A 23,479-nucleotide genomic window follows, 5' to 3' on the forward strand; every position below is an offset into this window, starting at 1 on the left:
CGTATGTTAACACCGATAACCTTCATGGGAGCCCACCGATGACAGTCCGTTCATCTTCCCCTTCGACGTCCGAACCCGCAGTTCCGGACTGCCCGCATCGCTGACGCCGCCCCGCATCGCGCACCTGACGAGCCGTATCGCGGCGGCTCCGACAGCCGCGCGCGTCGGTACGACGATCCCCTACACCGGCGCGCCCCTCGCCGACCTGCCGGTCTCCACGCCGTCCGATGTCGACGAGGCCTTCACCCGCGGCCGGCACGCCCAGGCATCGTGGGCCGCGACTCCCGTCAGCGAACGCAAGCGAATTCTCCTGCGCTTCCATGACCTCGTCCTCGACCGTCGGAACGAGGTCATGGACCTCATCCAAGCCGAGAGCGGCAAGACCAGGCGCGACGCCTTCCTCGAAGTCACCGACATCGCCATCGCCGCCCGGTACTACGCGCGAAGCGCGAGCCGACTGCTCGCACCCGCGCGTCGTCGTGGCGCGATCCCCCTGCTGACCCGGACCACCGAACTCCGCCATCCCAAGGGCGTGGTCACCATCATCTCGCCCTGGAACTACCCGCTCAGCATGGCCGCGGGAGACGCGATCCCGGCACTGCTCGCAGGCAACGCCGTCGTGCAGAAGCCGGACACCCAGACAGCGCTCACGGCGCTGTGGGCCCTCGATCTGATGCATCAGGCCGGCTTGCCCGACGACCTCTGGCAGATGGTGGTCGGACGCGGCAGCTCCATCGGCGACTCACTGATGCGCAACGCCGACTACATGATGTTCACCGGTTCCACCGCCGCAGGCCGGCACATCGCGCGAGAGGCCGGCGAGCGACTGATCGGAGCGTCGCTGGAACTCGGCGGGAAGAACGCGATGCTCGTGCTCGACGACGCCGACATCGCCCGTGCCGCCGACGGTGCCGTCAGCGCCTGCTTCCCATCCACGGGTCAGCTGTGCGTGTCGGTGGAACGCCTCTACGTCGCCGAAAGCGTCCGCGACGAATTCGTCGCCGCATTCGTCGAGCGCACCCGCGCACTGCAACTCAGCGGACACTACGACTTCCGGAGCGACGTCGGCTGCCTCACCACGCAGTCGCAGCTCGAGACCGTCGCAACGCACGTCGAAGACGCGGTCGCGAAAGGCGCGACGGTCCTCGCCGGCGGCCGGGCCCGCCCGGATCTCGGACCGCTGTTCTACGAGCCGACTATTCTGACCGACGTCACCTCGGAGATGACGCTCTACGATCACGAGACCTTCGGTCCGGTCGTCTCGATCTACTCCTTCAGCGACGTCGAGGAGGCGATCGCGCGCGCGAACGCCACACCGTACGGACTCAACGCCAGCGTTTGGAGCCGCGATGCGGCCCGCGGCCATGCCGTCGCGTCACGCCTGCACGCCGGCACCGTGAACGTCAACGATGCCTTCGCCGCGGCATGGGGAAGCATCGACTCGCCGATGGGCGGCATGGGTGACTCCGGCGTAGGGCGCAGGCACGGATCCGAGGGCCTGCTCAAGTACACCGAAGCGCAAACCATCGCTCACCAGCGAGTTCTGGGTTTCACTCCCCCGCGTGGCATCTCTCACCGGGCGTGGGCGACGATGCTGACGGTCGCACTGAAGACCCTCAAGAGAATCGGCGTTCGTTGACCGGTTCACCCGCGCCGGCGGATGACCGCGACCTACCATCCCCCCGAGGAGGGCTCACATGACCGGAAGAATCGTTGTACTCGGCGCCACCGGCTATGCCGGCGGGCTGGCGGTGGAGGCGCTCGTCCGCCGCGGCGCCCGACCCGTGATCGCCGGCCTGCGGCCGCAGGCGCTGGCCGCCACCGCCGAACGCTTCGGCGGACTCGACACCCAGGTCGCCGACGTCACCGACTTCGACAGCGTGCGGGCTCTGGTGGAACCGGGTGACGTGCTCGTGACCACCGTCGGACCGTTCGAGCGGCTCGGATTCGCTGCCGCACGTGCGGCAGCCGAGCAGGGTGCCCACTACGTCGACTCCACTGGCGAAGTGGGATTCGTGCGCGCGATCCACGAACGTCACGACGCCGTGGCCCGCAAGACCGGCGCCGTCATGGTTCCGGCCTTCGGCAACGACTACGTACCGGGGGTCCTGGCCGGAGCCGTCGCCGCCCGGGAGGCCGGCGACTCCGCGCGGTCGCTCGACATCGGCTACTTCGTCGACGGCTCACTGCGCCGCGGGCGCGGTCTCAGTTCCGGCACCCGCGCCACGATGTCGGACGCCATCACGCTGCCGGTCACCGTCTGGAAGAACGGGCGGCTGGAGGACCAGCGGGCCGCGAGCCGGGTGCTGACCTTCGACGCCGGCGCTCGCCGCAAGGCGGCGATGCTCGCCACCGGCACCGAGGTGCTGTTCCTGCCTCCGGCGTTTCCGCACCTCGAATCCGTCGAGGTGTACAACGGCTGGTTCCCCGAGCTCAGCCGGGCCATGAGCCTGCTGTCCGCCGTCGTGAACACCGCGGTCCGCATCGAACCCGGCCGACGACTCGTCGCCGCCGTGACCGGCCGCTCCGGCGGAGCGCCCGGCGGTCCGGACGCCGCCGAGCGTTCCCGCAGCGGCGCGCACACCGTCGCGGTGGCGCGCGACCGCGGCGGCGCCGTGCTGGCCGAGGTCCACGCCACTGGCCCGAACGTCTACGACCTCACCGCTGAGCTGATGGCGTGGGCGGCCGACCGTCTCGCTTCGGGCCACGGCGAGCAGCCGGGCGTCGTCGGACCGGTCGAAGCATTCGGCCTCGAGACGATCCTCGCCGCGGGAGCCGAGATGGGGCTGACCGTCGGCGCAGACCCTCGGTCACGGCGACCGGTGTGAGTGGACCCGCCGGAGTGTCGACCGGCCTCACAGCCGGATCGGCACCCCGGTCTCGCGTTCCGAGATCTCCCACAGTGCGCGGATCCCGGCGTCGACGCCGAACGGGAAGAGCGGTTTGCGCACGGGCGGACCGAAGGAGACGAAGGCCGGACCGTAGAGGGTTCCGCCGCGCGCCGTCGGATCGGTGGCGGCCCGCAACTGACTGAGCGCACCGCGGTCGGTCGTCATCCCGACCAGGTCGGCTCCCACATCACCGAGCCACCCAGCGATTCCCCCGCCTCCCGAGGCATGGGTGGTGGACTGCAGTTCGGAGTCGGTGAGACCCGGATGCGCCGACAGCGCGATTGCCCGGTCGCCGGAGGCGCGCAGCCTGCGGTCGAGGCCGATCGCGAAGTGCAGATTCGCAAGCTTGGAGTTGCCGTACGCCTTCCACGGACGGTAGCGGCGGTGCAGATGCGGATCGGCCGGGTCCAGGTTGCCGCCCTGGTGCTGGGCGATGCTGGTGAGCGTCACGACCCGCCCGGCCGGAGCCTGGCGCACCGCGGGGAGCAGAAGCGCGGTCCACGTCCAGTGTCCGAGATGATTCGTGCCCAGCTGGGTCTCGAAACCGTCGGCCGTCCGGCCTTCCGGTGTCGCCATCACTCCGGCGTTGTTGATCAACAGATCGATGCGGTCGTGACCGGCCAGGACCGTCTCGGCGGCTTGCTTCACCGACGCCTGCGACGCGAGGTCGAGGGGAACGATCTCCACCGACGCACCGGGTGCGGCTCGCCGGATCGTCTCCTCGGCGTCGCGCGCCTTGCTCTGGTTGCGGGCTGCCATCACGATATGGGCGCCCTTCCCGGCCAGCGCTCGAGCGGTGGCCAGCCCGAGTCCGCCGTTGGCCCCGGTGATCACCGCGACCCGACCGGACTGAGACGGGATGTCCGCGGTCGACCAGCTCACGATCGCACCCCGTCGACCGGTGCGCCGTCGGTGTCCAGAACGGCGAAGGTCATCCCGGCATCGGTCAGGCGCCGCACCAAGTTGTCGCCCATCGCCGCGGCCGTGGTGACCTGGCCGCTCACCTTCGGATTGTCGTCGAAGGCCAGGCACATGGCCGATTCGGCCAGCATCTTCGCGGTCTCACCGTAGCCGGGGTCGCCGCCCCGCACCTGCGTGTGAACCGTCCGGCCACCGCCTTCACCGATGAAGTCGACGGAGAACCAGGAGCGTGCGCGGCGAGCCGGCGACGGTCCGCTGCCCTGGGGAAGGCAGGCGCCGATGAGGCGGCGCAGCGGCGGGATCTGCGCGGCGACGGCGACTGTCGCGACGCCGAGGGCCGCGGCCGCGAGCATCACCAGCCTGCGGAAACCCGCGTAGTGAGAGTACGTGAAGTCGGGCCCGTATTCATCGCGCGCACCGGCCGAACGCTTGACGATCTGGGGATCGATCGTCGGGAGTGGCAGGAGCCAGAGGCCGAGCACGCCGTCCCTGCGGGGAGCGCCGGCCCGCACCCGTGCGCGGCGCCCGACCGTCGGCGGTTCTAGCCTGGCACGGTCGGCCGCGGCCCGACGGATCTGCCGCGGCCGCGCGATCTGACCGAGTCCGGAGTGCAGCGTCCCGCCGGAGATCATCGCATTGCTGCGGACCACACCGCGGACGGCCGCGGGCGCGGAGTCGGGCAGTTGCTTGGCCGTGAAGAATGCACCGAGATCGTGCGGGATGGAGTCGAATCCGCAGGCGTGCACCAGACGGGCACCGGTCCGGACCGCCGTGGCGTGATGAGCGATGTACATCCGATCGAGGAATTCGGATTCACCGGCGAGGTCGACGTAGTCGGTACCGGCGGCCGCGCACGCTGCGACGAGCGGCGCACCGTGCTGGAGGTAGGGGCCGACGGTGGTGATGACGACCCGAGCCGATTCGGCCACCGCGCGCAACGATTCGGGGTCGGTGGTGTCGGCGATGAGCAGTTCGAGCTCGGCGGCCGCGGGAGCGATCGCCGCCAAGCGGGTTCGGACGGCATCGAGTCTGTCCCGGTTCCGGCCGGCGAGCGCCCACCGCGCCCCGTCCGGCAGATGCTCCGCGAGGTACTCCGCGGTGAGTTCACCGGTGAATCCGGTGGCGCCGAAGAGCACCAGGTCGAATCGGCGGTTCTGGGGAAGGTCGGGCATCGTCGATCTCCATCTGTTGACGGTCGAGTGCGTGCGGATCCCGTCAGCGCAGCACCGCCTGCGATCGACACCGACGGCACGGGGGAACACCAGAAGATGTTTACACTGACAACGCGAGACTAACCCGCTAGGTTAACGGCGTCAACATATGAAGTGCCGTTCCTCACAACCATCCGCCGGACCGGCGCCGGGTTCAGAACCTCGGGTGATCGCCGACCAGAGCCACCGAGCCGCGAGCCCCGGGTTCGCCGCGCTTGACGGTGCCGAGCACCCAGTTGTCCACATGACGTGCGGTGAGGATCGCCTGCGCACGGTCGGTGTCCTCGGGAGCGACGATGGCGACCATGCCGACGCCCATGTTGAAGGTGCGTTCCATCTCGGCCCGCTCCACTCGGCCGCGCTGGGCGATCAACGAGAAGATCGGGGCCGGGCTCCACGTGTTGCGCTCCAGCTCAGCGGACAGGCCCGCCGGAAGCACGCGTGCCAGATTGTCGGCGAGGCCGCCGCCGGTGACGTGCGCGAACGTGCGGACGTCGCTCTCGGCAGCCAGTGCCAGGCAGTCCTTGGCGTAGATGCGGGTCGGCTCGAGCAATTCGTCACCGAGACTCCGACCGAACTCCTCGACGTGACCGGCCAGATCCATGTGCCCCCAGTCGAGCAGCACCTTCCGCGCCAGCGAATAGCCGTTCGAGTGCAGGCCGGACGAACCCATCGCGATCACCACGTCACCCGCGCGGACACGATCCGGCCCCAGGATGGAATCGGCCTCGACCACACCGACGCCGGTGGCGGAGATGTCGTAGTGACCGTCCTCCATCACACCCGGGTGCTCCGCGGTCTCGCCGCCGAGCAGCGCACATCCGGCGTCGACGCAGCCGTCGGCGATGCCCTTGACGATGTCGGCGACCATCTCGGGGATCACCTTGCCGACGGCGATGTAGTCCTGCAGGAACAGCGGTTCGGCGCCGCAGACCACGAGGTCGTCGACGACCATCGCGACCAGATCGCGCCCGACGGTGTCGTGCTTGTCCATGGCCTGTGCGATGACCAGCTTGGTCCCCACGCCGTCGCTCGAGGCCGCGAGAACGGGCTCGCGGTAGTCGCCCTTCAGGGAGAACAGGCCGGCGAAGCCGCCCAGCCCGCCGAGGACCTCGGGACGGGTCGCGCGCTTCGCGTGAGGTGCGAAGAGTTCGACGGCGCGTTCGCCGGCATCGATGTCCACGCCCGCTGCCGCATAAGATGCGCCGGCCGTCGGCTTGTCGACAGACCCGTCGGTCATATTCTTGATTCTCCTGAAATTCTGCAGCTGACAGTCAGCCGTTCGGGCGGTGGGACGCACTCACGGTACCTGAGTGCAGAGGGGATCCGGGAGCGCTGCGAGGCGCCGAAGGTCAGGGCCGCATCACTGCGCTGACGTTGTCATTCGACGCCGTCAGCGGATCGGCGCCGTTCATCGAGCCCTTGAGCATGCTCTCCAGCACGGCCTTGCCCATCGTCGTCTCCTGCGGCAGCGCGATCGGGTAGCGGCCGTCGAAACACGCGGCGCAGAGCTGGGCACGCGGCTGTTCCGTGGCGTTGATCATCTCGTCGATGCTGATGTACCCGAGCGAGTCGGCGTCGATGGCCTGGCGGACGCTCTCGACCATCGCTTCCTTGGAGTCCGAGCCGTTGGCGATCAGTTCCGCGGGCGAGGCGAAGTCGATCCCGTAGAAGCACGGCCATTTGACCGGCGCAGAGGCGATGCGCACGTGGACTTCGGCGGCGCCGGCCTCGCGCAGCATCCGGATGAGCGCGCGCTGGGTGTTGCCGCGCACGATCGAATCGTCGACCACGACGAGCCGCTTACCCCGGATCACTTCGCGCAACGGGTTCAGCTTCAGGCGGATGCCCAGCTGGCGGATGGTCTGCGAGGGCTGGATGAAGGTGCGTCCCACGTAGGCGTTCTTCATCAGGCCCTGCCCGTAGGGGATGCCCGACTCCTGCGCGTAACCGACGGCCGCGGGCGTACCCGACTCGGGGACCGGGATTACCAGGTCGCCCTCGGCCGGACGTTCCCGGGCCAGCCGGCGTCCGATCTCCACTCGCGTCGAATGCACCGAACGTCCGTGGATGACGCTGTCGGGCCGGGCCAGGTAGACGTACTCGAAAACGCATCCGGCAGGGGTCGGCTCTGCGAAGCGCCGGCTGCGGACGCCGTCGGCGTCGATGGCCAGGAGTTCGCCCGGCTCGATGTCGCGGACGAAGGAAGCTCCCACGATGTCCAGCGCCGCGGTTTCGGAGGCGACGACCCACCCGCGGTCGAGGCGGCCGAGCGAGAGCGGCCGCACCCCGTGCGGGTCGCGTGCCGCGTACAGCGTGTTCTCGTCCTGGAAGGTGAGGCAGAACGCGCCCTTGACAGTCGGCAGCAGTTCCATCGCCGACTGCTCGAGCGTCTTGTCGGTCGCGCCGTGCGCGAGCAATGCGCCGAGGATGTCGGAGTCGGAGGTGGCCGTGCCGTGCGGCCCGCTGCCGTAGATGCCGAACTCCCGTGCCCGTTCGGCGAGTTCGGCCGTGTTCACGAGGTTGCCGTTGTGACCGAGCGCCACGGCACTGCCGGCCGCGGTGTTGCGGAAGATCGGCTGGGAGTTCTCCCACGTCGTCGATCCGGTGGTCGAGTACCGACAGTGACCGACGGCGACGTGACCGACCATCGAGGCAAGGGTCTGCTCGTCGAAGACCTGACTCACCAGCCCGAGGTCTTTGAAGACCAGTACCTGCGAGCCGTCTCCGACGGAGATGCCGGCTGCTTCCTGACCGCGGTGCTGAAGAGCGTAGAGGCCGTAGTACGTCAGCTTCGCGACGTCTTCCCCGGGTGCCCAGACACCGAAGACACCGCATTCCTCGCGGGGCTCGTTCTCGGGCTGATCCGCATCGGGGCTCGGGTGCGACGGTCCGCCACATCCGGTCTGATTCAGCAGGTTCGGAGAGTGAATCGACATCTCGGTCACGTAATACGCTCCGGTTTCGTGGGCTGGGCGGGCGTTACCGTTACCACAGTCTACGGCTTCGCTCGGGACAACTCGAAATCCAGCGCGGCGCGCGCTGCAGCGCCGCGCTGGGAGCCGCTAGTTCAGCGGGACCACCGGCAGTCTGCTCGCGACGTCGCCGGCGCGGTGTCCGGAGACGCTGATCCGGTGCGCGGCGAGCGCGTCGTCGAAGTCGAGGAGTCCGGTGGCCAGCAGCAGCCATTCGCGCGGCGACGACTCGACCACGTTCGGCGGGGTGCCGCGGGTGTGCCGCACCCCTTCGATGCACTGGACCGCGACGAACGGAGGAACGCGCAGTTCCACCGAGTTGCCGGGAGCCTCCTGCGCGACGGTCCTCGCAGTGAGCCGCACGGCCGCGGCCAGCGCCGACCGCCCCGGCGCGGGCGCGGTCTCGTCGCGCAGCCAGTCCGCGACGGCGAGGACGGCCGCGCGTGTCTGCGCCGGATCAGCTCTGTCTCGTGGTGCCACGGCATCACCAACGCCGACGAGCCGGCGACCATTCCCCGGACCGCCCGCCCGCGGCCCCCGTCACACGGTGAACGGCGCCGTCACGCGGTGAAGGGTGCCACCGTTCCGCGCTCCACGATCTGCTCCACCACCTCGTCGTCGGTCCGCTCCTGACCGATCCGCAGGGTCTTGTTGGCGCCGTGGTAGTCGCTCGAGCCCGTCGCCAGCAGTCCCAGGTTCGACGCGATGTCGGCCAGTTCGGCGCGCGCCGCATCGTCGTGGTCGGGATGGCGGACCTCGAGGCCGGCGAGTCCGACCGCGACCAGCGACTCGATCACGTCGGCGGTCAACACCGTCGCCGCGGCCCGGGCACGCGGATGAGCGATCACCGGGACACCGCCCGCCGCGGCGATCATCTCGACTCCCTCCACCAGGGAGGTCGACCGCAGCGCGGTGTAGTGCGGACTGCCGTCGTGCAGGAGTTCATCGAAGGCCTCCCCGACCGACGCGACGACTCCCGCCTCCATCAACGCCCTCGCGATGTGCGGGCGGCTGATACTGCCGACTCCGGCGATCTCCCGCACGCGCGCCAGCGTGATGGGGTAACCGGCGGTCACGAGGTTCTCCACGATCCGCGCACCGCGGCCCGCGCGCTCGTCCTTCATCCGCTGCCACTCGCCGGCGACCCCCGCGTCGTCGCGATCGAAGAGGTAGCCGAGCAGATGCACCGACACCAGGCTCCCGTCCTCGCGCGGATGCTTGGTCGAGAACTCCGCGCCCGGCAGCACGCGCATCCCCGACCGAACCCGGGCCGCGATCTCGTCCCAGCCGGCCGCCGTGTCGTGGTCGGTCAGTGCGATCGTCCGCAGGCCCGCCTCCCGTGCGGCCGCGAGCAGTTCCTCCGGAGTGTCGGTGCCGTCGGAGAACGCGGTGTGGGTGTGCAGGTCGGCGGTCATCTCGGGTGCCATGCGAACACTGTAGTCAGCGGTCGAATGGCCCGAACCCTCGCGCACCGGGGCCGTCTCCGGCACGATTGCCGCATGGGCGCCGAAGTGAGCCATCAGAAGTTCAGTGGAGCCGATCGCGTGCGCTTCCGGTCGCAGGTGTCCCGGGGGACCGAGGCCATCGCGCGGATGCTGACCGACGGATTGTTCACCGATCACGGCCGGCCACCCGAGCCGCTGCTCGGCATGGAGGTGGAGCTCAATCTGATCGACGAGAACGCCGAGCCCGCGATGGCGAACGCCGAGGTGCTCGATGCGATCGCCGATCCGGATTATCAGACCGAACTCGGCCAGTTCAACATCGAGATCAACGTCTCGCCCCGGCCCTTCGTCGGCGCCGACACGGTGGGGCTGGAGCAGGGGCTGCGCGCATCGCTGAACCGCGCGGAGGCACGCGCGGCCTCGACCGGCAATCATCTCCTGATGGTCGGCATGCTGCCGACTCTCGGCCGCGAGCACTTCGCGCACCAGTGGATCTCCACCAACCCGCGCTACAGCCTGCTGAACGAGCAGATCTTCGCCGCACGCGGAGAGGATCTGGAGCTCGACATCACCGGCGTCCCGATGGTGATCGGCGGACCCGCCGAACGCCTGGCCACCACCAGCGACTCGATCCTCCCCGAGGCCGCGTGCACTTCTCTGCAACTGCACCTGCGGGTGGCGCCCGAGGACTTCGCCACCCATTGGAACGCCGCGCAGGCGATCGCGGGCGTGCAGGTGGCGATCGCGGGCAACGCACCGTTCCTCGACGGGAAGGCGCTCTGGCACGAGACGCGCATCCCGGTCTTCGAGCAGGCGACCGACACCCGGCCCCTCGAACTCAGGAACCAGGGGGTCCGGCCGCGGGTGTGGTTCGGAGAACGCTGGATCAACACCATCTTCGACCTGTTCGCCGAGAACACGAGATACTTCCCCGCTCTGCTCCCGGTGTCCACCGACGTCGATCCGCTCGTCGAACTCGACGCCGGCCGCATTCCGGAACTCGAGGAGCTCCGCCTGCACAACGGCACCGTGTACCGCTGGAACCGGCCGGTCTACGACGTCATCGACGGCCGCGCGCACCTACGCGTCGAGAACCGGGTGCTGCCGGCCGGTCCGACCGTCGTCGACGTGATGGCCAACGCCGCGTTCTACTACGGTCTGGTGCGCGGACTCGTCGAGAGCGAACTGCCGGTGTGGTCACAGATGTCCTTCGACGCCGCCAGGGAGAACCTCGCGGCCGGAGCGCGTTGGGGATTGGGCGCACAGCTGTACTGGCCGAACATCGGATGGGTACGACCCGACGAACTGGTCCTGCGTCGCCTGTTGCCGATCGCGGAACGCGGACTCATCGCCTACGGGGTCTCCGATCGGGCCAGGCGACGCTATCTGGGAGTGATCGAGGGGCGCGCCGCCACACGTCAGTCCGGATCGGTCTGGCAACGAGCGGCGGTCCGGGCCCGCGAGGACGCCGGCGAGTCGCGCTCGGCCGCTCTGCGCGGAATGGTCCGCGACTACGCGACGCTGATGCACGAGGGCGAGCCGGTGCACAACTGGCCGGTGTGACGCCCGCTCAGCCCCGGCTCACCAGCCCTCGTCCGGTCACCAGCGGCATGTCGAGCGCCGTGACGAGCCCCGGCTCGGCGGCCACCACGGCGGGTACCGAGTTCACCAACCGCATGGCGGTCACGATCATGCCGGAGACGTTGTGGTCGCCGTGGCGCGCGTGATGCGCGACTTCCACCCTCATCTCCGGCTCGCCGCTCACCACGATGCGGTAGCAGCCGTCGCCGTCGGCCGGACGCGGCCAGTCCGGACACTGTTCGGGATGCGTGCGCGTGTAGTGCTCGAGGACGACTCGGTCGACGCCGTCCACCTGACCGATCACCTCGAAGTGCAGGGCGGCCATCGTGCCCGCCGGAATCGGCACCGACACCGTCTCGTAGTCTCGGTCGGCGGCGATCCGCTCATGGCGTTCGACGAGCGGCTCGTCGAGCGTCAGTCCCAGGCCCGCGGCGATCTGCCGGACCACGCTGCCCCAGCCGAGGGACAGCACTCCGGGCGTCAACAGCATCGGCTGATCGTCCATCGGCTTGCCGAAGCCGAACAACTCCCCCATCACCACCGGCTGCCGGTACGTGGAGTAGTCGGCGATCTCCAGGCATCGGACTTCGTCGATCTCCTGCGACAGACTGGTGAGTGACAGCGGCAGGACGTCGTTCGCGAATCCGGGATCGATGCCGTTGACGTGCAGGCTCGCGCCGCCGGTCCGGGCGGCGTCGACCACCGACTGCACCATCGCATCGGGCAGGACACCGTACGGGTACTGCAGGATCACCGGCCCGGAGGAGACGACGTTGATTCCGGCGGCCACGAAGGCGGTGAGGTCGGCGATCGCCTCGGCCACCCGATCGTCGGTCATCGCCGTATGGACGATCGCATCGGGACGCAGCGCCAGCAGCGCGTCACGATCCGAGGTCGCGACGACTCCGAGGTCGCGGTCGAGACCGGCCAGCCGCCCGGCGTCCACTCCGACCTTGGCCGGGTCCGACACCCACACACCTACCAGTTCCAGGTCCGGATGCGCGTCGATGCCGGCGATCGCGTGCCTGCCCACGGTTCCGGTCGACCATTCCACGACTCGCAATGCCATGCGCGCCAGGATAGGCGGCGGCCCGGCCGCGCGGACCCCGTTCAGGAAGACGCGGTGGGCAGCCAGTTCCCGTGGAAGCCCGCGGGCACGCGTTGCGGCAGGTCCACGTACGCGATGTCCTCGAGTGTCTGCGCGTCGAGGACGGCGAGCCGTGTCGATTCGTTCGCCATGTCGGTCACCAGTCCGATGACGGCACCGTCGCCCTGTGCGGCGTCGGAACTCCGGGGCACGAAGGTGAATTCGCCGGCGAACACGCCGTCGCCGAACCTGCGCACGACGGGCTCGCCGAGCCTGCCGCCCATCCGGGCCAACAGCGAACCGAAGAGCCCGCCGCCCTCGTCTCCGACGACCCACCCGCAGTCGTGGGCCCGGCCCACGAAGCGGTCGTCCACTCGGGGGAACTCGACGGCGGCGTCCCACAGCTGCTCCCGACGGCAGGTCCGGCGCAGCGGGTCGAGGGTCCACCGCTCCATGCGGTGCCCGCCGTCGATGGGCCCGGTGCGGTCCCGATCGAAGGTGCGGTCGTGCACCGCGAGGTCGATCACCACGGCACCGTTCTCCTCGTGCGCGTTCATGGGGTGATACACGAAGCACGGGTCGACGTCGATCCAGACGACGTCGGCGTCGCCGCCCTCGCGCGGCATCAGCCCTACCCGAGGTCGGTAGTCGGGGTCCCAGCTGTACGGCAGAGACCCTGCCCGATTCCGCGGCAGACGCTCCGACAGCAGGTGGGGCATCGGCACTCGCCCCACGACTGCCGACATCGCGAGTTCGGCGATCGGCCGGAGCCTGCGCGGAACGGCGGACGAGGCCGCCGTCTCCACGTCGAAGGTGACCGGAAGGTCGTAGATCACCACCGTCGACTCGGTCAACGAGAACGCGTGCATCATCGGGCTGCCGCCGACGGTGATGTCGACGCGGCGGCGTTCGCGACCGTCGACCCCGATCACCGAGTATCGGACCTTGTTCCCGAGCCCGAAGTGATAGCTGACCGAATGCAGTTCTCCGGTCGCCGGATCTTCGAGCGGGTGCGCGGTGTAGCCGCTGCGGACCGTGCCGTCGAAGTCCCAGACACCGAGAGTGTCGAGTTCTTCGGACAGTTCCGCGCACGGCAGCCCCGCCTCCACGAGCGCCAGGGTGTGCCCCTGAAACCCGATCACGTTGGTGTTCGCGCCGAGGCCGTGCAGAAAGGCCCGGCCGGCCGAGTCGGGTGCGGGCCTGCTCAGTCTGCGTTCGGTGGCGGGCGAATCGACCCAGCGGTTCCGGTACCAGAGAGCGTCGCCGCCGCTGAGCCGGACGCCGTGCACCATTCCGTCACCGGTGAACCAGTTGTACGTGTCGGGGTCGACGTCCGCGATCGGGTTGGGACCGTTGCGCAGGTACCGGCCGTCGAGCCAGTCCGGCAGCGTTCCCGTCACCGGGAGCGCGTGCTCGGTCAGCTCGGCGCGGACCGGTGCGTACTCGCCGTCGAGAAATCGGTTCGTGGTCATTCCCGTCACCTCCAGGTTGCCTATAACATTGTTATACGGCGATAATAACGCTGTTATGAGCAATAGTGAAGAGGCACGTCCCGATCCCGTGCGCGAGACTCTGTCCGCGGCCGCCTACCGACTGGTGACAGAACAGGGTGTCGAAGCCTTGACCGTGCGCAGACTCGCCCAGGAGGCAGGCACCTCGACGATGGCCGTGTACTCGCGGTTCGGCAGCATCGGGGCCGTCGCCGCCGAGGTCTGCGAGCGCGGATTCGCGGAGTTCGGCGATGCGCTCTCGGCCGCCGGCCGCACCGACGAACCGCTGACCGACCTCATGTGCCAAGGTCTGGCCTATTTGCAGTTCGCCACCGACCATCCGCTGCTCTACACCCTGATGTTCCAGTACTCCTCGCCCGAGTGGGCGGCCTCGCAACGGAAGGCGCTGCTGCAGCACGGGAATCCAACCGACTCCCCGATGGGGCGCGCGGCATTCGGGGTGATGGCCGAGACGATCCGGCGGGTCGCGACCCCGGAGACCGACGACGCCGCGCTTCTCATCCGATCCGGCGTCGCCTGGAGCACCGTGCACGGCCTCGCGATGTTGTCGATCGCCGGGCACCTGACCGGCGCGCACGATCTCGTCGCCCGAGGCGCGCTGATCTCGCTCGCCGTGGGTGGCGGGACGCCGCGGGAAGAGGCCGAGCGGGCGTTGGACGCCGCGATGGCGCGGATGGCCGACGGCTGACCGCGGAAGGAACGGCGGCTGCGCGCCGAAATGGGGCTTCCGCTATCGGAGCACTCGCCCGTCGCCGTCGCGAACGGACCCGGTGAAGATCATGATCGCGTCGACCAACACCCAGATTCCGAGACCGACGAAGAGCACCAGTCCGATACCGAAGATGAATGACGTCACAAACGCCAGGAACCACAGCACGAGTTGTCCCGCGGCGACGCCGTGGGTGCCGATGTACCAGCGTCCGATGCCGAACCCGCCCAAGAACAACTGCAGCAGCCCGGCAGCCACCTTCGACTTGTCGGAGTACGGGATCCCCGTCGCGGGATCGATCCCGTAGGGCGCACCACCGACGAACATCGCAGGCACGACCGGATTCATTCGCTGATCGTGCGGCATCATCTGCGGCGAGACGGGTCCGCCCGGAGCGCCGGGGTACGGGCCGGGCTGCGGGTACCATCCCTGCTGGTACGGCGCCTGCGGAGCCCCCGCATACGGATTCACTTGCGGTGCGGCGCCCATATGGGGCGGATAGCCCTGCGCGCCGTGCCCGTACTGTGACTCACTCCCGAAACCCGTCATCCGGCGATCATGTCACAATCTGCCCCAAGCGGACGATCGGGGGACATCGTCTGCGGCGCGGGTTCACCGCGACGCCGGGCGAGGCCCTCGTCAGCCGGCATTGACAGCTACTGCGACGATCACCAGGACCGCGACGAGTTCGACCAGGAATCCGATTCCCATGCTGATCCAGGCCCACATCGACATCTTGCGGGCGGATTCGACAGCCGCGTAGGCGGCCTCGCGCTGACCCACGTACCAGTGCTTGGCCACCGCGTTGCTCTTGTTGATGCCGATGATTCCGAAGATCAGCGGAGCGATGCCGATGAGAGATCCATAGCAACTCACGAGCAAGAGGCCGGCGAACACGGTGGCGAGGATCGCCGATGTGGCGCTCGACTCCGGCGGCGGCCCCTGCGTATACGGGGACTGGTAGCCGGGCACGGCGGGGTACTGCGGAGAAGCCGGCGCCCCACCGGCCACCGGATACCCGTATCCGTACCCGTAGCCGTATGCCTGCGCCGGCTGAACCGGTGACGGCTGAGGCGGCGGAGCCGCGTTCTCGTACGGCGGCTGCGCCGGGAAGGCACCGTGTTCGAAAGGGTTCTCGGCCGGGTGGGGTGCCACGCCACGAATCTGCGTCTGGGCGTACGCCGACCATTCGTCGTCGGCGATCGGCGTCGTCGGGTTCTCTATCGGCGTGGTTCCGTCCGCCTCGGGGGTCGGTTCCGGTTTCTGCGCATCGGTCACTGCCGGGCCTCACACTTTCAGACTGTCGAACGGGGCGATCGGAATGTTGCGGACGACGAACCACGCGGCCACGACGACCAGCGTCACCACCGGCGCGTACCTCCAGTGCTGCCAGCTGCGGATGCGTCTGCCCTTCCACAACCCGATCGTGTAACTGACGAACGCTGCCGCGATGAGCACGAAAGCGAGGACGCCGACGGCGTTGTAATGCAACGCCGCAGGTATGTCGCCATGCAGCAGGCAGTACAGCGCGCGTGTGGAACCGCATCCCGGACAGTCGATGTGGAGCAGCAGTTTGGTCGGGCACGGAGGCAGATACCCGCCGGGCGTGGTGGGATCACCGAACCAGACCGCGACGCACACCGCCGCCGCGCCGGTGAGAGCGGCGAGCGGCGTATAGACACGATGCCGCACGACCGTCGACGCCCACCTGTGGGCGGGCGTCGACGTCGCGCTGTCGGTGTCGATCCGAGTCATCGCTTGTTCATCGAGTCGGTGCGCGGATCGCGGCCTAGGGAGTGGTCGTCGTCGACGTGCTGACGGCGGCGGCGATGATCACGACGTACACGATCACGAGGATCACCCAGACGACGACCGAGGCGACGGCGCTCCAGATCGCGAACTTCTTCGCATCGTCGGCCGCCCGCTGCGCGCCGGCGTAGTCACCGATCGCCCACAGCTTGCTGACCGAGGTCGCCTTGACGATCGAGACGATGCCGAGGGGCAGACAGCACAGCACCGTGCTGAGAATCGCCCAGACCAGGTTGTTGTCCGGCTCCACACCCGGTGCGCCGCCCTGGTACCCGTACTGGGGCGCGCCGTACCCGGGTGCGGCGCCGTACTGGGGCGATCCGTACTGGGCCGATCCGTACTGGGGCGATCCGTACTGGGAAGCGCCGTACTGGGGATTCGCCGGGTACTGAGGGTCGTTCCCATACTGCGGCGCACCGAAGGGTTGCCCACCGGCATTGTTGTCGGGGGACTCGTTCGGGTTCGTCATGTGGTCGCGCTTCCTCTCAGTGGATTTTCGATCACCGAACGATAGCCCGGCGGTACGACCACAACACAACCGTGTCGACCGAACGACCTACTGCCGTAATCGCCCGACTCGCCTGTCCGCCTTCACTTCTCCGGACCGTCGTGGCCTCGCAGATCGAGCAGCGCGGACCGCACCCGCGCGGTGTCCGCATCGGTCCAGCCCGCGGGCTGGGTCACTGCGATCCAACCGTCGAGGATGACGGTGCCGTAATTGTGTCCGTGTCCGTCGGGTACTCCGGCTGCATTGCCCAGGTCCGCGCTGACCTGCCAGAACGTGACAATCGGGTACCACCGCATCGCGGGACTGCGGTCGCCGGCGGCGGGCTCGGAAAGCCAGTCCGGCTTCTGGTAGAGCAACTCGGGCGACCACCAGACCACGGGATCGGACGGGTGCTGGATGTACAGCACCCGCGGCGCGAGCCAGGGATCCGGATTGCGGCCGATGGCCGCCGCGTCGTTGGCGAAGCGGACCACCAGCCCGTTCGCGTAAGTCGGCTCCGCCTCCGGGGTGCCCGGGTCACGACGGTCGACGAGCGCGCGCCACAACGGATTCGAGTCGGGCGGCCCGACCCACAGCACACCGTCGACCGTCGAGCGGATCGCATTCAGATCGTCGAACGCCCCCTCACCCGCCTGCGTGCCGAGGCTCTCGCCGTAGACGAACAGTTTCGGCCGGTGACCGGGCGGCTTGGTCAGCCACCTGTCGTGCACCGCCGTCACCAGGCGGCGTCCGGCCTCCGCGGCTTTCTCGCGGTCGGCGAGGAACGAGACCCAGCTCGGCAGGTACGAGTACTGTGCCGCGACCAACGCACTGTCGCCGTTCGCGACGAGTTCGAAAGTCTGCGCGGCGGTCGGATTGACCCAGCCGGTGCCGGTGGTCGGAATGATCACGAGCGTCTGACGATCGAAGGCGCCGGTCCGCTCCAATTCGTCGACTACCAGCTTCATCTGCGCGTCCGGGCCGTCCGCCGACTCCAGACCGGCGTAGACGCGGATCGGCTCCTTCGCGGGCCGGCCGTTGTACTTCGCCAGTTCGGCCGCTCGAATGCCTCCGGAGACGAAGTTCCGGCCCTCGAATCCGAGGGTCTCCCACCGTGCCGCGGACTGAGGGCTTCCCGACTTCTCGGCCAGGGCGGGCTGCACCGCGCCGTCGCGCGTGGTGTCGTTGGTGGCGCTGAAGACGGCGTTCATCGCCGCGTAACTGCCGCGCAGCGCGACGCCGTCGATCAGCGTGTACGTCACGACCAGCATCACGATGAGCGAGATCACCCCCGCCACCCGCCGCGGGATGCGGAAGATCCGGTTGATGGTGCGCGCCAGCCACCGGCCGACGTCCCGAAGCACCCGGAACACCGCGACGATCGCGACCGCGATCACCAGGCTCAACGCCATCGCCCGCAGATAGCCGAGGTACGACGGAGGGTCGGTTCCCATCAGGTCGGCGAGCTGGGCCTGCGACCGCACGCCGTAGTACAGAGCGACCGTCGAGGCCACCGCGCACAGGATGGGGACGCCGATGCGCAAAACGCGACGAACGCGGGCCGGCGGCGGCCACCAGGCGACGCGTGAGAGAACCAGCCGCCCGATCGCGAAGGCCAGCAGCGAGCCGACCGCGTAGCCGGTCGCCGCGGCGATTCCGCCGATGAGACCCTGAAACGCCCAGAGCCGAGGAAGCAGCGAGGGCGTCAGCGACCAGATGTAGAAGACGGTCCCGATCGCCAGCCCCGGCGCGTCGATGCGTAGTACCCGCATCGTCCGGGTCACCGCCGATCCGAACCACATCGACGAATGACGAACGGCGGCGCGCGGAGTTCTCCGCGGCGCCGCCTTCGTCAGTCGCTCATCGTGACCCAACGGCTACCCGAACAACCGGGGCAGCGTTCCCTCGTGCACCTCGCGCAGTTCGTCGAGCTTGACCTCGAAGTGATCCTGGACCTCCAGCGCGTCGCTGCCCTGATCCACGACACCGATGCGCGTCCACGGCATCTGCCGGGCGTCGAGCATCGCGCAGAACCTCGACTCCTCGGTGCGCGGCACGGCCACCAGGACGCGCCCCGCCGATTCCGAGAACAGCGTCACGAACGGGTCGGCGCCCTCGGGCAGCAGAATGCGGCAGCCGGTCTCGCCCGCCAGTGCGGCTTCGGCGACGGTCTGGATCAGACCGCCCTCGGAGACGTCGTGCGCTGCGGAGACGAGACCGTCACGCGATGCGGCGACCAGGATCTCGCCGAGCAGACGCTCGCGTTCGAGGTCGACCTTCGGCGGCACGCCGCCGAGATGATCGTGCTCCACCTGTGCCCAGATCGAGCCGTCGAACTCGTCACGGGTGTCGCCGAGCAGGATCAACGTCTCGCCCGGCTCGGTGCCGATGTCGGTCGGGATGCGCCGGCGGACGTCGTCGATCACACCGAGCACGCCGACGACCGGTGTCGGGAGGATCGCGGTGGAACCGGTCTGGTTGTAGAAGCTGACGTTGCCTCCGGTCACCGGGATGCCGAGCTGCGCACAGCCGTCTGCGAGACCGCGAACGGCCTGGCTGAACTGCCACATCACGGCGGGGTCCTCGGGAGAACCGAAGTTGAGACAGTTGGTGACGGCGCGCGGGCCGGCACCGGAGACCACCACGTTGCGGTAGGCCTCGGCCAGTGCCAGCTGGGCGCCGGCGTAGGGATCGAGATAGGTGTAGCGACCCGACGTGTCGGTGGCGATCGCGATGCCGCGACCGGTCTCCTCGTCGATCCGGATCATGCCCGAGTCCGCGTGCTCGGCCAGGACGGTGTTGCCGCGCACGTAGCGGTCGTACTGCTCGGTGATGAACTTTCGGCTGCACAGCGCCGGGCTCGCGAGCAACTTGAGGAACGTGGCGCGCAGTTCGTCGGAGGTCTGCGGGCGCGCCAGACCCTCGGTGGTCGAGGCGACCACGTCGTCCTGCCAGTCGGGGCGTGCGACGGGTCGTTCGTAAACCGGTCCCTCGTGGGCGACGGTGCGCGGCGGCACGTCGACCACGGTCTCACCGTGCCACGTCACCTCCAGGTGCTCGCCGTCGGTGACCTCGCCGATCACCGTGGCGAGGACGTCCCATTTGCGGCACACCTCCATGAAGGCGTCGACGTTCTCCGGGGTCACGACCGCGCACATGCGCTCCTGCGACTCCGACGAGAGCACCTCCGCCGGGGTCATGCCCTCGGCTCGCATCGGCACCTTCTCGAGCTCGATGTGCATGCCGCCGTCGCCTGCCGCTGCCAATTCGCTGGTGGCACAGGAGAGTCCGGCACCGCCCAGGTCCTGGATGCCGACGACGAGACCTGCCTTGTACAGGTCCAGGCAGCACTCGATCAGCACCTTCTCGGTGAACGGGTCGCCGACCTGCACGCTCGGCAGCTTCTTGCGGCTCGGGCCGTTGCCGCCGTCGTCGTCGAAGGTCTCCGACGCCAGGACCGAGACGCCGCCGATACCGTCGAGTCCGGTGCGGGCGCCGAACAGGATGATCTTGTTGCCCGTGCCCGATGCGAATGCCAGATGCAGGTCCTCCACGCGCAGCACGCCGGCGCACAGCGCGTTCACCAGCGGATTGCCCTGGTAGCTGGGGTCGAACACCGTCTCGCCGCCGATGTTGGGCAGGCCGAGGGAGTTGCCGTAGCCGCCGATGCCGCGGACCACGCCGTCGACCACGCGCCGGGTGTCGGGCGCATCGGCCGCACCGAATCGGAGCTGGTCCATGACCGCGATCGGCCGCGCGCCCATCGCCATGATGTCGCGGACGATGCCGCCGACGCCGGTCGCCGCGCCCTGGTAGGGCTCGACGTAGCTCGGGTGGTTGTGCGACTCGACCTTGAACGTGACGGCCCATCCGTCGCCGACATCGACCACGCCCGCGTTCTCGCCGATGCCGGCGAGCATTCCCGCCCGCATCTCCTCGGTGGTCGTCTCGCCGAAGTAGCGCAGGTGCACCTTCGACGACTTGTAGCTGCAGTGTTCAGACCACATCACCGAGTACATGGCGAGTTCGGCGTCGGTGGGACGGCGGCCGAGGATCTCCCGGATCCGGGCGTATTCGTCGTCCTTGAGACCGAGCTCGGCATAGGGCTGCGGCTGATCGGGGGTATCAGCGGCGTGGGAAACGGTATCGACCTGGGCGCTCACGGCGACCATTCTATGCGAGGTCACGTGGGTGGACGGCCACGCCTCCGGCCGGGGTGCGCGAGCACCACCGGGATGCGGCGCGCGGGTGCCCTCTGCTGGGAGTTCGCGCGGTCCGGCCCCGCTTGTCGGAGGGTATGGATACAGTTTGCGCACACCAGGTTCGGGGGGACCACATGGCCGAGGGGCAGATTCTATCCACGCGCGCTCTATCCACGCGCGGAGCGGCAGACGGCAAGTCGCCTGCCCGCGAGTACTTCATCGCCGGGCTCACGGCTGCCGGATTCCTGACCGGCGGCGGGCCGCCCGATCCGAAACGAGCCGAGGCGGCCTTCACCCGCGCCACCGAGCTCGACGGCGCACTCGGCGACGCCTGGCTGGGACGGGTCGCCGTCGGCGATCGATCGGGTCCGGTGCTGCTGGGGCTGTACCGAGCGCGCGATTCGATCGGCGCCGAGCAACGCCGCTTGGGACTTCCGACCGGTGTGCTGGCCGGGCATCTGCCGAGCGGGATGTTCATCGACCTGCCGATCACCGGACCGGCGGACGCCGCCGCGGCATATGCGGCGTCCCTGCTGGCCGGCGGAGACGTGGCCGGCGCCGAGGGCGTACTGGCCGAGATCGAGCACGCCGGCTCGACCGCCGACTTCTGCCGCGGCATTGTCGAGCTACGCAAGCGCCGTTGGCGCGATGTCCTGCGGACACTCTCCGTCTCAAGCACGTGGAACGACGAGTATCTCTGCGCCGCAGCCGACTTCATGATCGGAACGGCCTGTGTGCAGTTGGGCCTGTTCGAGGAGGGGCTGCGCAGACTGTCGAGCGCCGGGGACTCGGTGCTCACCAATTGCCGGCCGCAGGCCCTCTTCACGATGGGGCTGGCCCTGCGCGCACAGGGCGACGAGTCCGCTGCCCGGTCTGCGTTCGAAGAGGCCTACGCCCTGGACTCACGGCTCACCGACGCCGCCCGCGCGCTCGCCGATCCGTCGCTGCAGCTGACGGTCGATCGCGCGGTCGAACCCGCCGGCGGCCCTCGCGCCGAACGGGGGCGCGGCGTCGACGAACTCGCCCTGCGGGAGGTGTCCGAGGAACTCGCCGCTCAGATCGGGCTGGCGCCGGTCAAAGAACAAGTCGAGCGGCTGCGCGCGGCGGTCACCCTCGCACAGTTGCGATCGGAGAAGGGACTGCGCACACAGTCGCGCAGTCTGCACCTCGCCTTCACCGGACCGCCTGGGACCGGTAAGACCACGATCGCTCGTCTGGTCGCGCGGCTGTACCGTGCGCTCGGTCTGCTGTCGACGGACACGGTCGTCGAAGTCAGTCGAAAAGACCTCGTCGGACAGCACCTGGGCGCCACGGCACCGAAGACGTCAGCGGTCGTGGACTCCGCCCTCGACGGTGTGCTGTTCATCGACGAGGCGTACACCCTCGTTCAGGAGGGGCTCGCCGGCGGCGACGCCTTCGGCCGCGAAGCCGTCGACACGCTGCTCGCTCGCATGGAGAACGACCGGGACCGCCTGGTCGTGATCATCGCAGGCTACGACGACGACATCGACCGACTCCTGGCCGCGAACGAGGGTCTGGCGTCCCGCTTCGCCCGCCGGATCCGATTCACCTCGTACACACCGGGTGAGCTGATCCGGATCGCCGAATCGATCGCTCAGCACCGGGACGCCCGGCTGTCGGCGGAGGCGACGGCGATGCTCGAAACAGAGTTCGCCGACCTCTACGGCCTGATCCGTGAGGGCCGCCGCGCATCCGATACCGCGGGCAACGCCCGTTTCGTGCGCAACGTCGTCGAAGCCGCCGAGGAGGAACGCGAGCTGCGGCTCGCCCGGACCGCCGAGCTCGCGATGCTGACCGAATCGGATCTGATGACCGTGACCGGCGCCGATGTCCGCGCGGCGATCTCCCAGTTGCACCGAGGCAGGCCCGAATGACCAGGCCGCGACGAAGTACGCTCACAGCCCCGAATCCAAATCAGGGGAGAGCGTATCCGCCTGCGATGACTCGCTCCCGCCAACCCGCCGGCACCCATGCCCGACTGACGAACTGGGGATGATTCGGGTGTCTGGACCTCGCCCACAACGTAAAAGCGAGTTCAGCCCAATCTGACTCGAGAACCCATGAGATCGGTCCGTTGAGAGACCTGCCTTCGAAACGGATGGTCCCGGGAGAAATGAGTTCCAAGGCATCGATCGCCGAGTACGCCCAGGAGTAGTACTTCATCGCAGTGGCGAAATGCACGCCATGACTGCTGACCCACAACGAACCCGCGTCGATCTGTCTCCAACGCGGCTGGGCGGCCGCTCTGACCACGCGCTTCCGCTGTCTGTTCCCCAGCGCCTGCGCGATGGTGAATGCGCCGGCGAAAGCCGCAGCGGCTCCACCCGTCGCGAAAACCGCGCCGCTGCTGTGGACGTACGAACCGTCACCCATCGCTTCGAAGTTGAACAATCCGAACGGGCCTTGAGCGAAGACGTGTTCGCTCGCATCCATCGGCGCGAATGTCGTTGTCACCCGCGGGCATTCATCGATGTTCCCACGATCGATGAGATCGTTGATCCGTACGGTGTGCCAGACCGCCGTATCGTGCCCAGACATCGTCTGGTGTGGTCGCTGACCGCGCATTCGCCGACTCCCCCTGGTTACGGACTGCGTAATCTCCCGCCGGCTGAAATTGTACGGAGCGGCG

Annotated in this window: 20 protein-coding genes; 5 read left to right on the forward strand and 15 right to left on the reverse strand. The window is 68.8% G+C overall.

What is annotated here, in order from left to right:
- The first annotated feature begins 52 nt into the window (after positions 1-52).
- Positions 53-1,639, forward strand: a complete 1,587-nt coding sequence (locus ACK8HH_RS14895; RefSeq protein WP_411815889.1) for a succinic semialdehyde dehydrogenase — start codon at positions 53-55, stop codon at positions 1,637-1,639.
- Positions 1,640-1,697: 58 nt separating this feature from the next.
- Positions 1,698-2,828: a saccharopine dehydrogenase family protein gene (locus ACK8HH_RS14900; RefSeq protein ID WP_006895734.1), complete on the forward strand. Its 1,131-nt coding sequence runs from the start codon at positions 1,698-1,700 to the stop codon at positions 2,826-2,828.
- A gap of 27 nt (positions 2,829-2,855) precedes the next feature.
- Here the strand turns inward: ACK8HH_RS14900 and ACK8HH_RS14905 are convergent, their stop codons facing one another.
- From ACK8HH_RS14905 to ACK8HH_RS14930, 6 genes are all read right to left on the reverse strand, one after another.
- Positions 2,856-3,773 carry an oxidoreductase gene (locus tag ACK8HH_RS14905; protein WP_006895735.1) on the reverse strand — a complete coding sequence of 306 codons (918 nt, stop codon included), beginning with the start codon at positions 3,771-3,773 and terminating at the stop codon, positions 2,856-2,858.
- Positions 3,770-4,984, reverse strand: coding sequence for a saccharopine dehydrogenase family protein (locus ACK8HH_RS14910; RefSeq protein ID WP_006895736.1), 1,215 nt, complete (start codon positions 4,982-4,984; stop codon positions 3,770-3,772). Before ACK8HH_RS14910 ends, ACK8HH_RS14905 begins: the two co-directional genes overlap by 4 nt.
- A 193-nt stretch (positions 4,985-5,177) precedes the next feature.
- A complete protein-coding gene (gene purM / locus ACK8HH_RS14915; RefSeq protein ID WP_006895737.1) occupies positions 5,178-6,263 on the reverse strand; it encodes a phosphoribosylformylglycinamidine cyclo-ligase in 1,086 nt (361 codons plus the stop codon).
- A gap of 112 nt (positions 6,264-6,375) precedes the next feature.
- Positions 6,376-7,962 carry an amidophosphoribosyltransferase gene (gene purF, locus ACK8HH_RS14920; RefSeq protein ID WP_375003669.1) on the reverse strand — a complete coding sequence of 529 codons (1,587 nt, stop codon included), beginning with the start codon at positions 7,960-7,962 and terminating at the stop codon, positions 6,376-6,378.
- Between the two features lie 126 nt (positions 7,963-8,088).
- Positions 8,089-8,478, reverse strand: coding sequence for a sterol carrier family protein (locus ACK8HH_RS14925; protein WP_006895739.1), 390 nt, complete (start codon positions 8,476-8,478; stop codon positions 8,089-8,091).
- An 80-nt stretch (positions 8,479-8,558) separates the two neighbouring features.
- On the reverse strand, positions 8,559-9,425 hold the full coding sequence (locus ACK8HH_RS14930) for a PHP domain-containing protein (RefSeq protein ID WP_101841659.1): 867 nt from the start codon (positions 9,423-9,425) through the stop codon (positions 8,559-8,561).
- 72 nt (positions 9,426-9,497) lie between these two features.
- On the opposite strand from ACK8HH_RS14930, the gene ACK8HH_RS14935 reads away from it, so the two are divergent.
- Entirely contained in the window at positions 9,498-11,006 is a 1,509-nt protein-coding gene (locus ACK8HH_RS14935; RefSeq protein ID WP_278124896.1) for a glutamate--cysteine ligase, read from the forward strand.
- A 7-nt stretch (positions 11,007-11,013) separates the two neighbouring features.
- Here the strand turns inward: ACK8HH_RS14935 and ACK8HH_RS14940 are convergent, their stop codons facing one another.
- Together ACK8HH_RS14940 and ACK8HH_RS14945 are read right to left on the reverse strand one after the other, a co-directional pair.
- On the reverse strand, positions 11,014-12,093 hold the full coding sequence (locus ACK8HH_RS14940; RefSeq protein WP_039867120.1) for a diacylglycerol kinase: 1,080 nt from the start codon (positions 12,091-12,093) through the stop codon (positions 11,014-11,016).
- 41 nt (positions 12,094-12,134) lie between these two features.
- On the reverse strand, positions 12,135-13,583 hold the full coding sequence (locus ACK8HH_RS14945; RefSeq protein ID WP_278124898.1) for a carotenoid oxygenase family protein: 1,449 nt from the start codon (positions 13,581-13,583) through the stop codon (positions 12,135-12,137).
- A gap of 55 nt (positions 13,584-13,638) precedes the next feature.
- Here ACK8HH_RS14945 and ACK8HH_RS14950 point away from each other — a divergent pair, with 55 nt between their 5' ends.
- Entirely contained in the window at positions 13,639-14,310 is a 672-nt protein-coding gene (locus tag ACK8HH_RS14950; protein ID WP_062365982.1) for a TetR/AcrR family transcriptional regulator, read from the forward strand.
- Between the two features lie 42 nt (positions 14,311-14,352).
- Here ACK8HH_RS14950 and ACK8HH_RS14955 read toward each other — a convergent pair whose 3' ends face one another.
- The 6 genes from ACK8HH_RS14955 to purL form a co-directional block, all read right to left on the reverse strand.
- Complete coding sequence (locus ACK8HH_RS14955; protein WP_278124900.1) at positions 14,353-14,880, reverse strand: TM2 domain-containing protein; 528 nt, start codon at positions 14,878-14,880, stop codon at positions 14,353-14,355.
- Between the two features lie 90 nt (positions 14,881-14,970).
- Positions 14,971-15,609, reverse strand: a complete 639-nt coding sequence (locus ACK8HH_RS14960; RefSeq protein ID WP_278124901.1) for a hypothetical protein — start codon at positions 15,607-15,609, stop codon at positions 14,971-14,973.
- A 9-nt stretch (positions 15,610-15,618) separates the two neighbouring features.
- Positions 15,619-16,086: a DUF2752 domain-containing protein gene (locus tag ACK8HH_RS14965; RefSeq protein ID WP_278124903.1), complete on the reverse strand. Its 468-nt coding sequence runs from the start codon at positions 16,084-16,086 to the stop codon at positions 15,619-15,621.
- Between the two features lie 34 nt (positions 16,087-16,120).
- Positions 16,121-16,609: a CD225/dispanin family protein gene (locus ACK8HH_RS14970; protein WP_278124905.1), complete on the reverse strand. Its 489-nt coding sequence runs from the start codon at positions 16,607-16,609 to the stop codon at positions 16,121-16,123.
- Positions 16,610-16,731: 122 nt separating this feature from the next.
- Complete coding sequence (locus tag ACK8HH_RS14975; protein ID WP_278124907.1) at positions 16,732-18,429, reverse strand: alpha/beta hydrolase; 1,698 nt, start codon at positions 18,427-18,429, stop codon at positions 16,732-16,734.
- A 75-nt stretch (positions 18,430-18,504) separates the two neighbouring features.
- Positions 18,505-20,799, reverse strand: a complete 2,295-nt coding sequence (gene purL, locus ACK8HH_RS14980) for a phosphoribosylformylglycinamidine synthase subunit PurL (protein WP_045539527.1) — start codon at positions 20,797-20,799, stop codon at positions 18,505-18,507.
- 164 nt (positions 20,800-20,963) lie between these two features.
- On the opposite strand from purL, the gene eccA reads away from it, so the two are divergent.
- Positions 20,964-22,724, forward strand: a complete 1,761-nt coding sequence (gene eccA / locus ACK8HH_RS14985; RefSeq protein ID WP_278124910.1) for a type VII secretion AAA-ATPase EccA — start codon at positions 20,964-20,966, stop codon at positions 22,722-22,724.
- Between the two features lie 40 nt (positions 22,725-22,764).
- On the opposite strand, the gene ACK8HH_RS14990 is transcribed toward eccA, so the two are convergent.
- Entirely contained in the window at positions 22,765-23,415 is a 651-nt protein-coding gene (locus ACK8HH_RS14990; protein ID WP_412475302.1) for a hypothetical protein, read from the reverse strand.
- Positions 23,416-23,479 lie beyond the last annotated feature (64 nt).

The sequence above is a fragment of the Gordonia sp. LUNF6 genome (assembly GCF_047041125.1).
In the GTDB taxonomy this organism is placed as follows: domain Bacteria; phylum Actinomycetota; class Actinomycetes; order Mycobacteriales; family Mycobacteriaceae; genus Gordonia; species Gordonia sihwensis.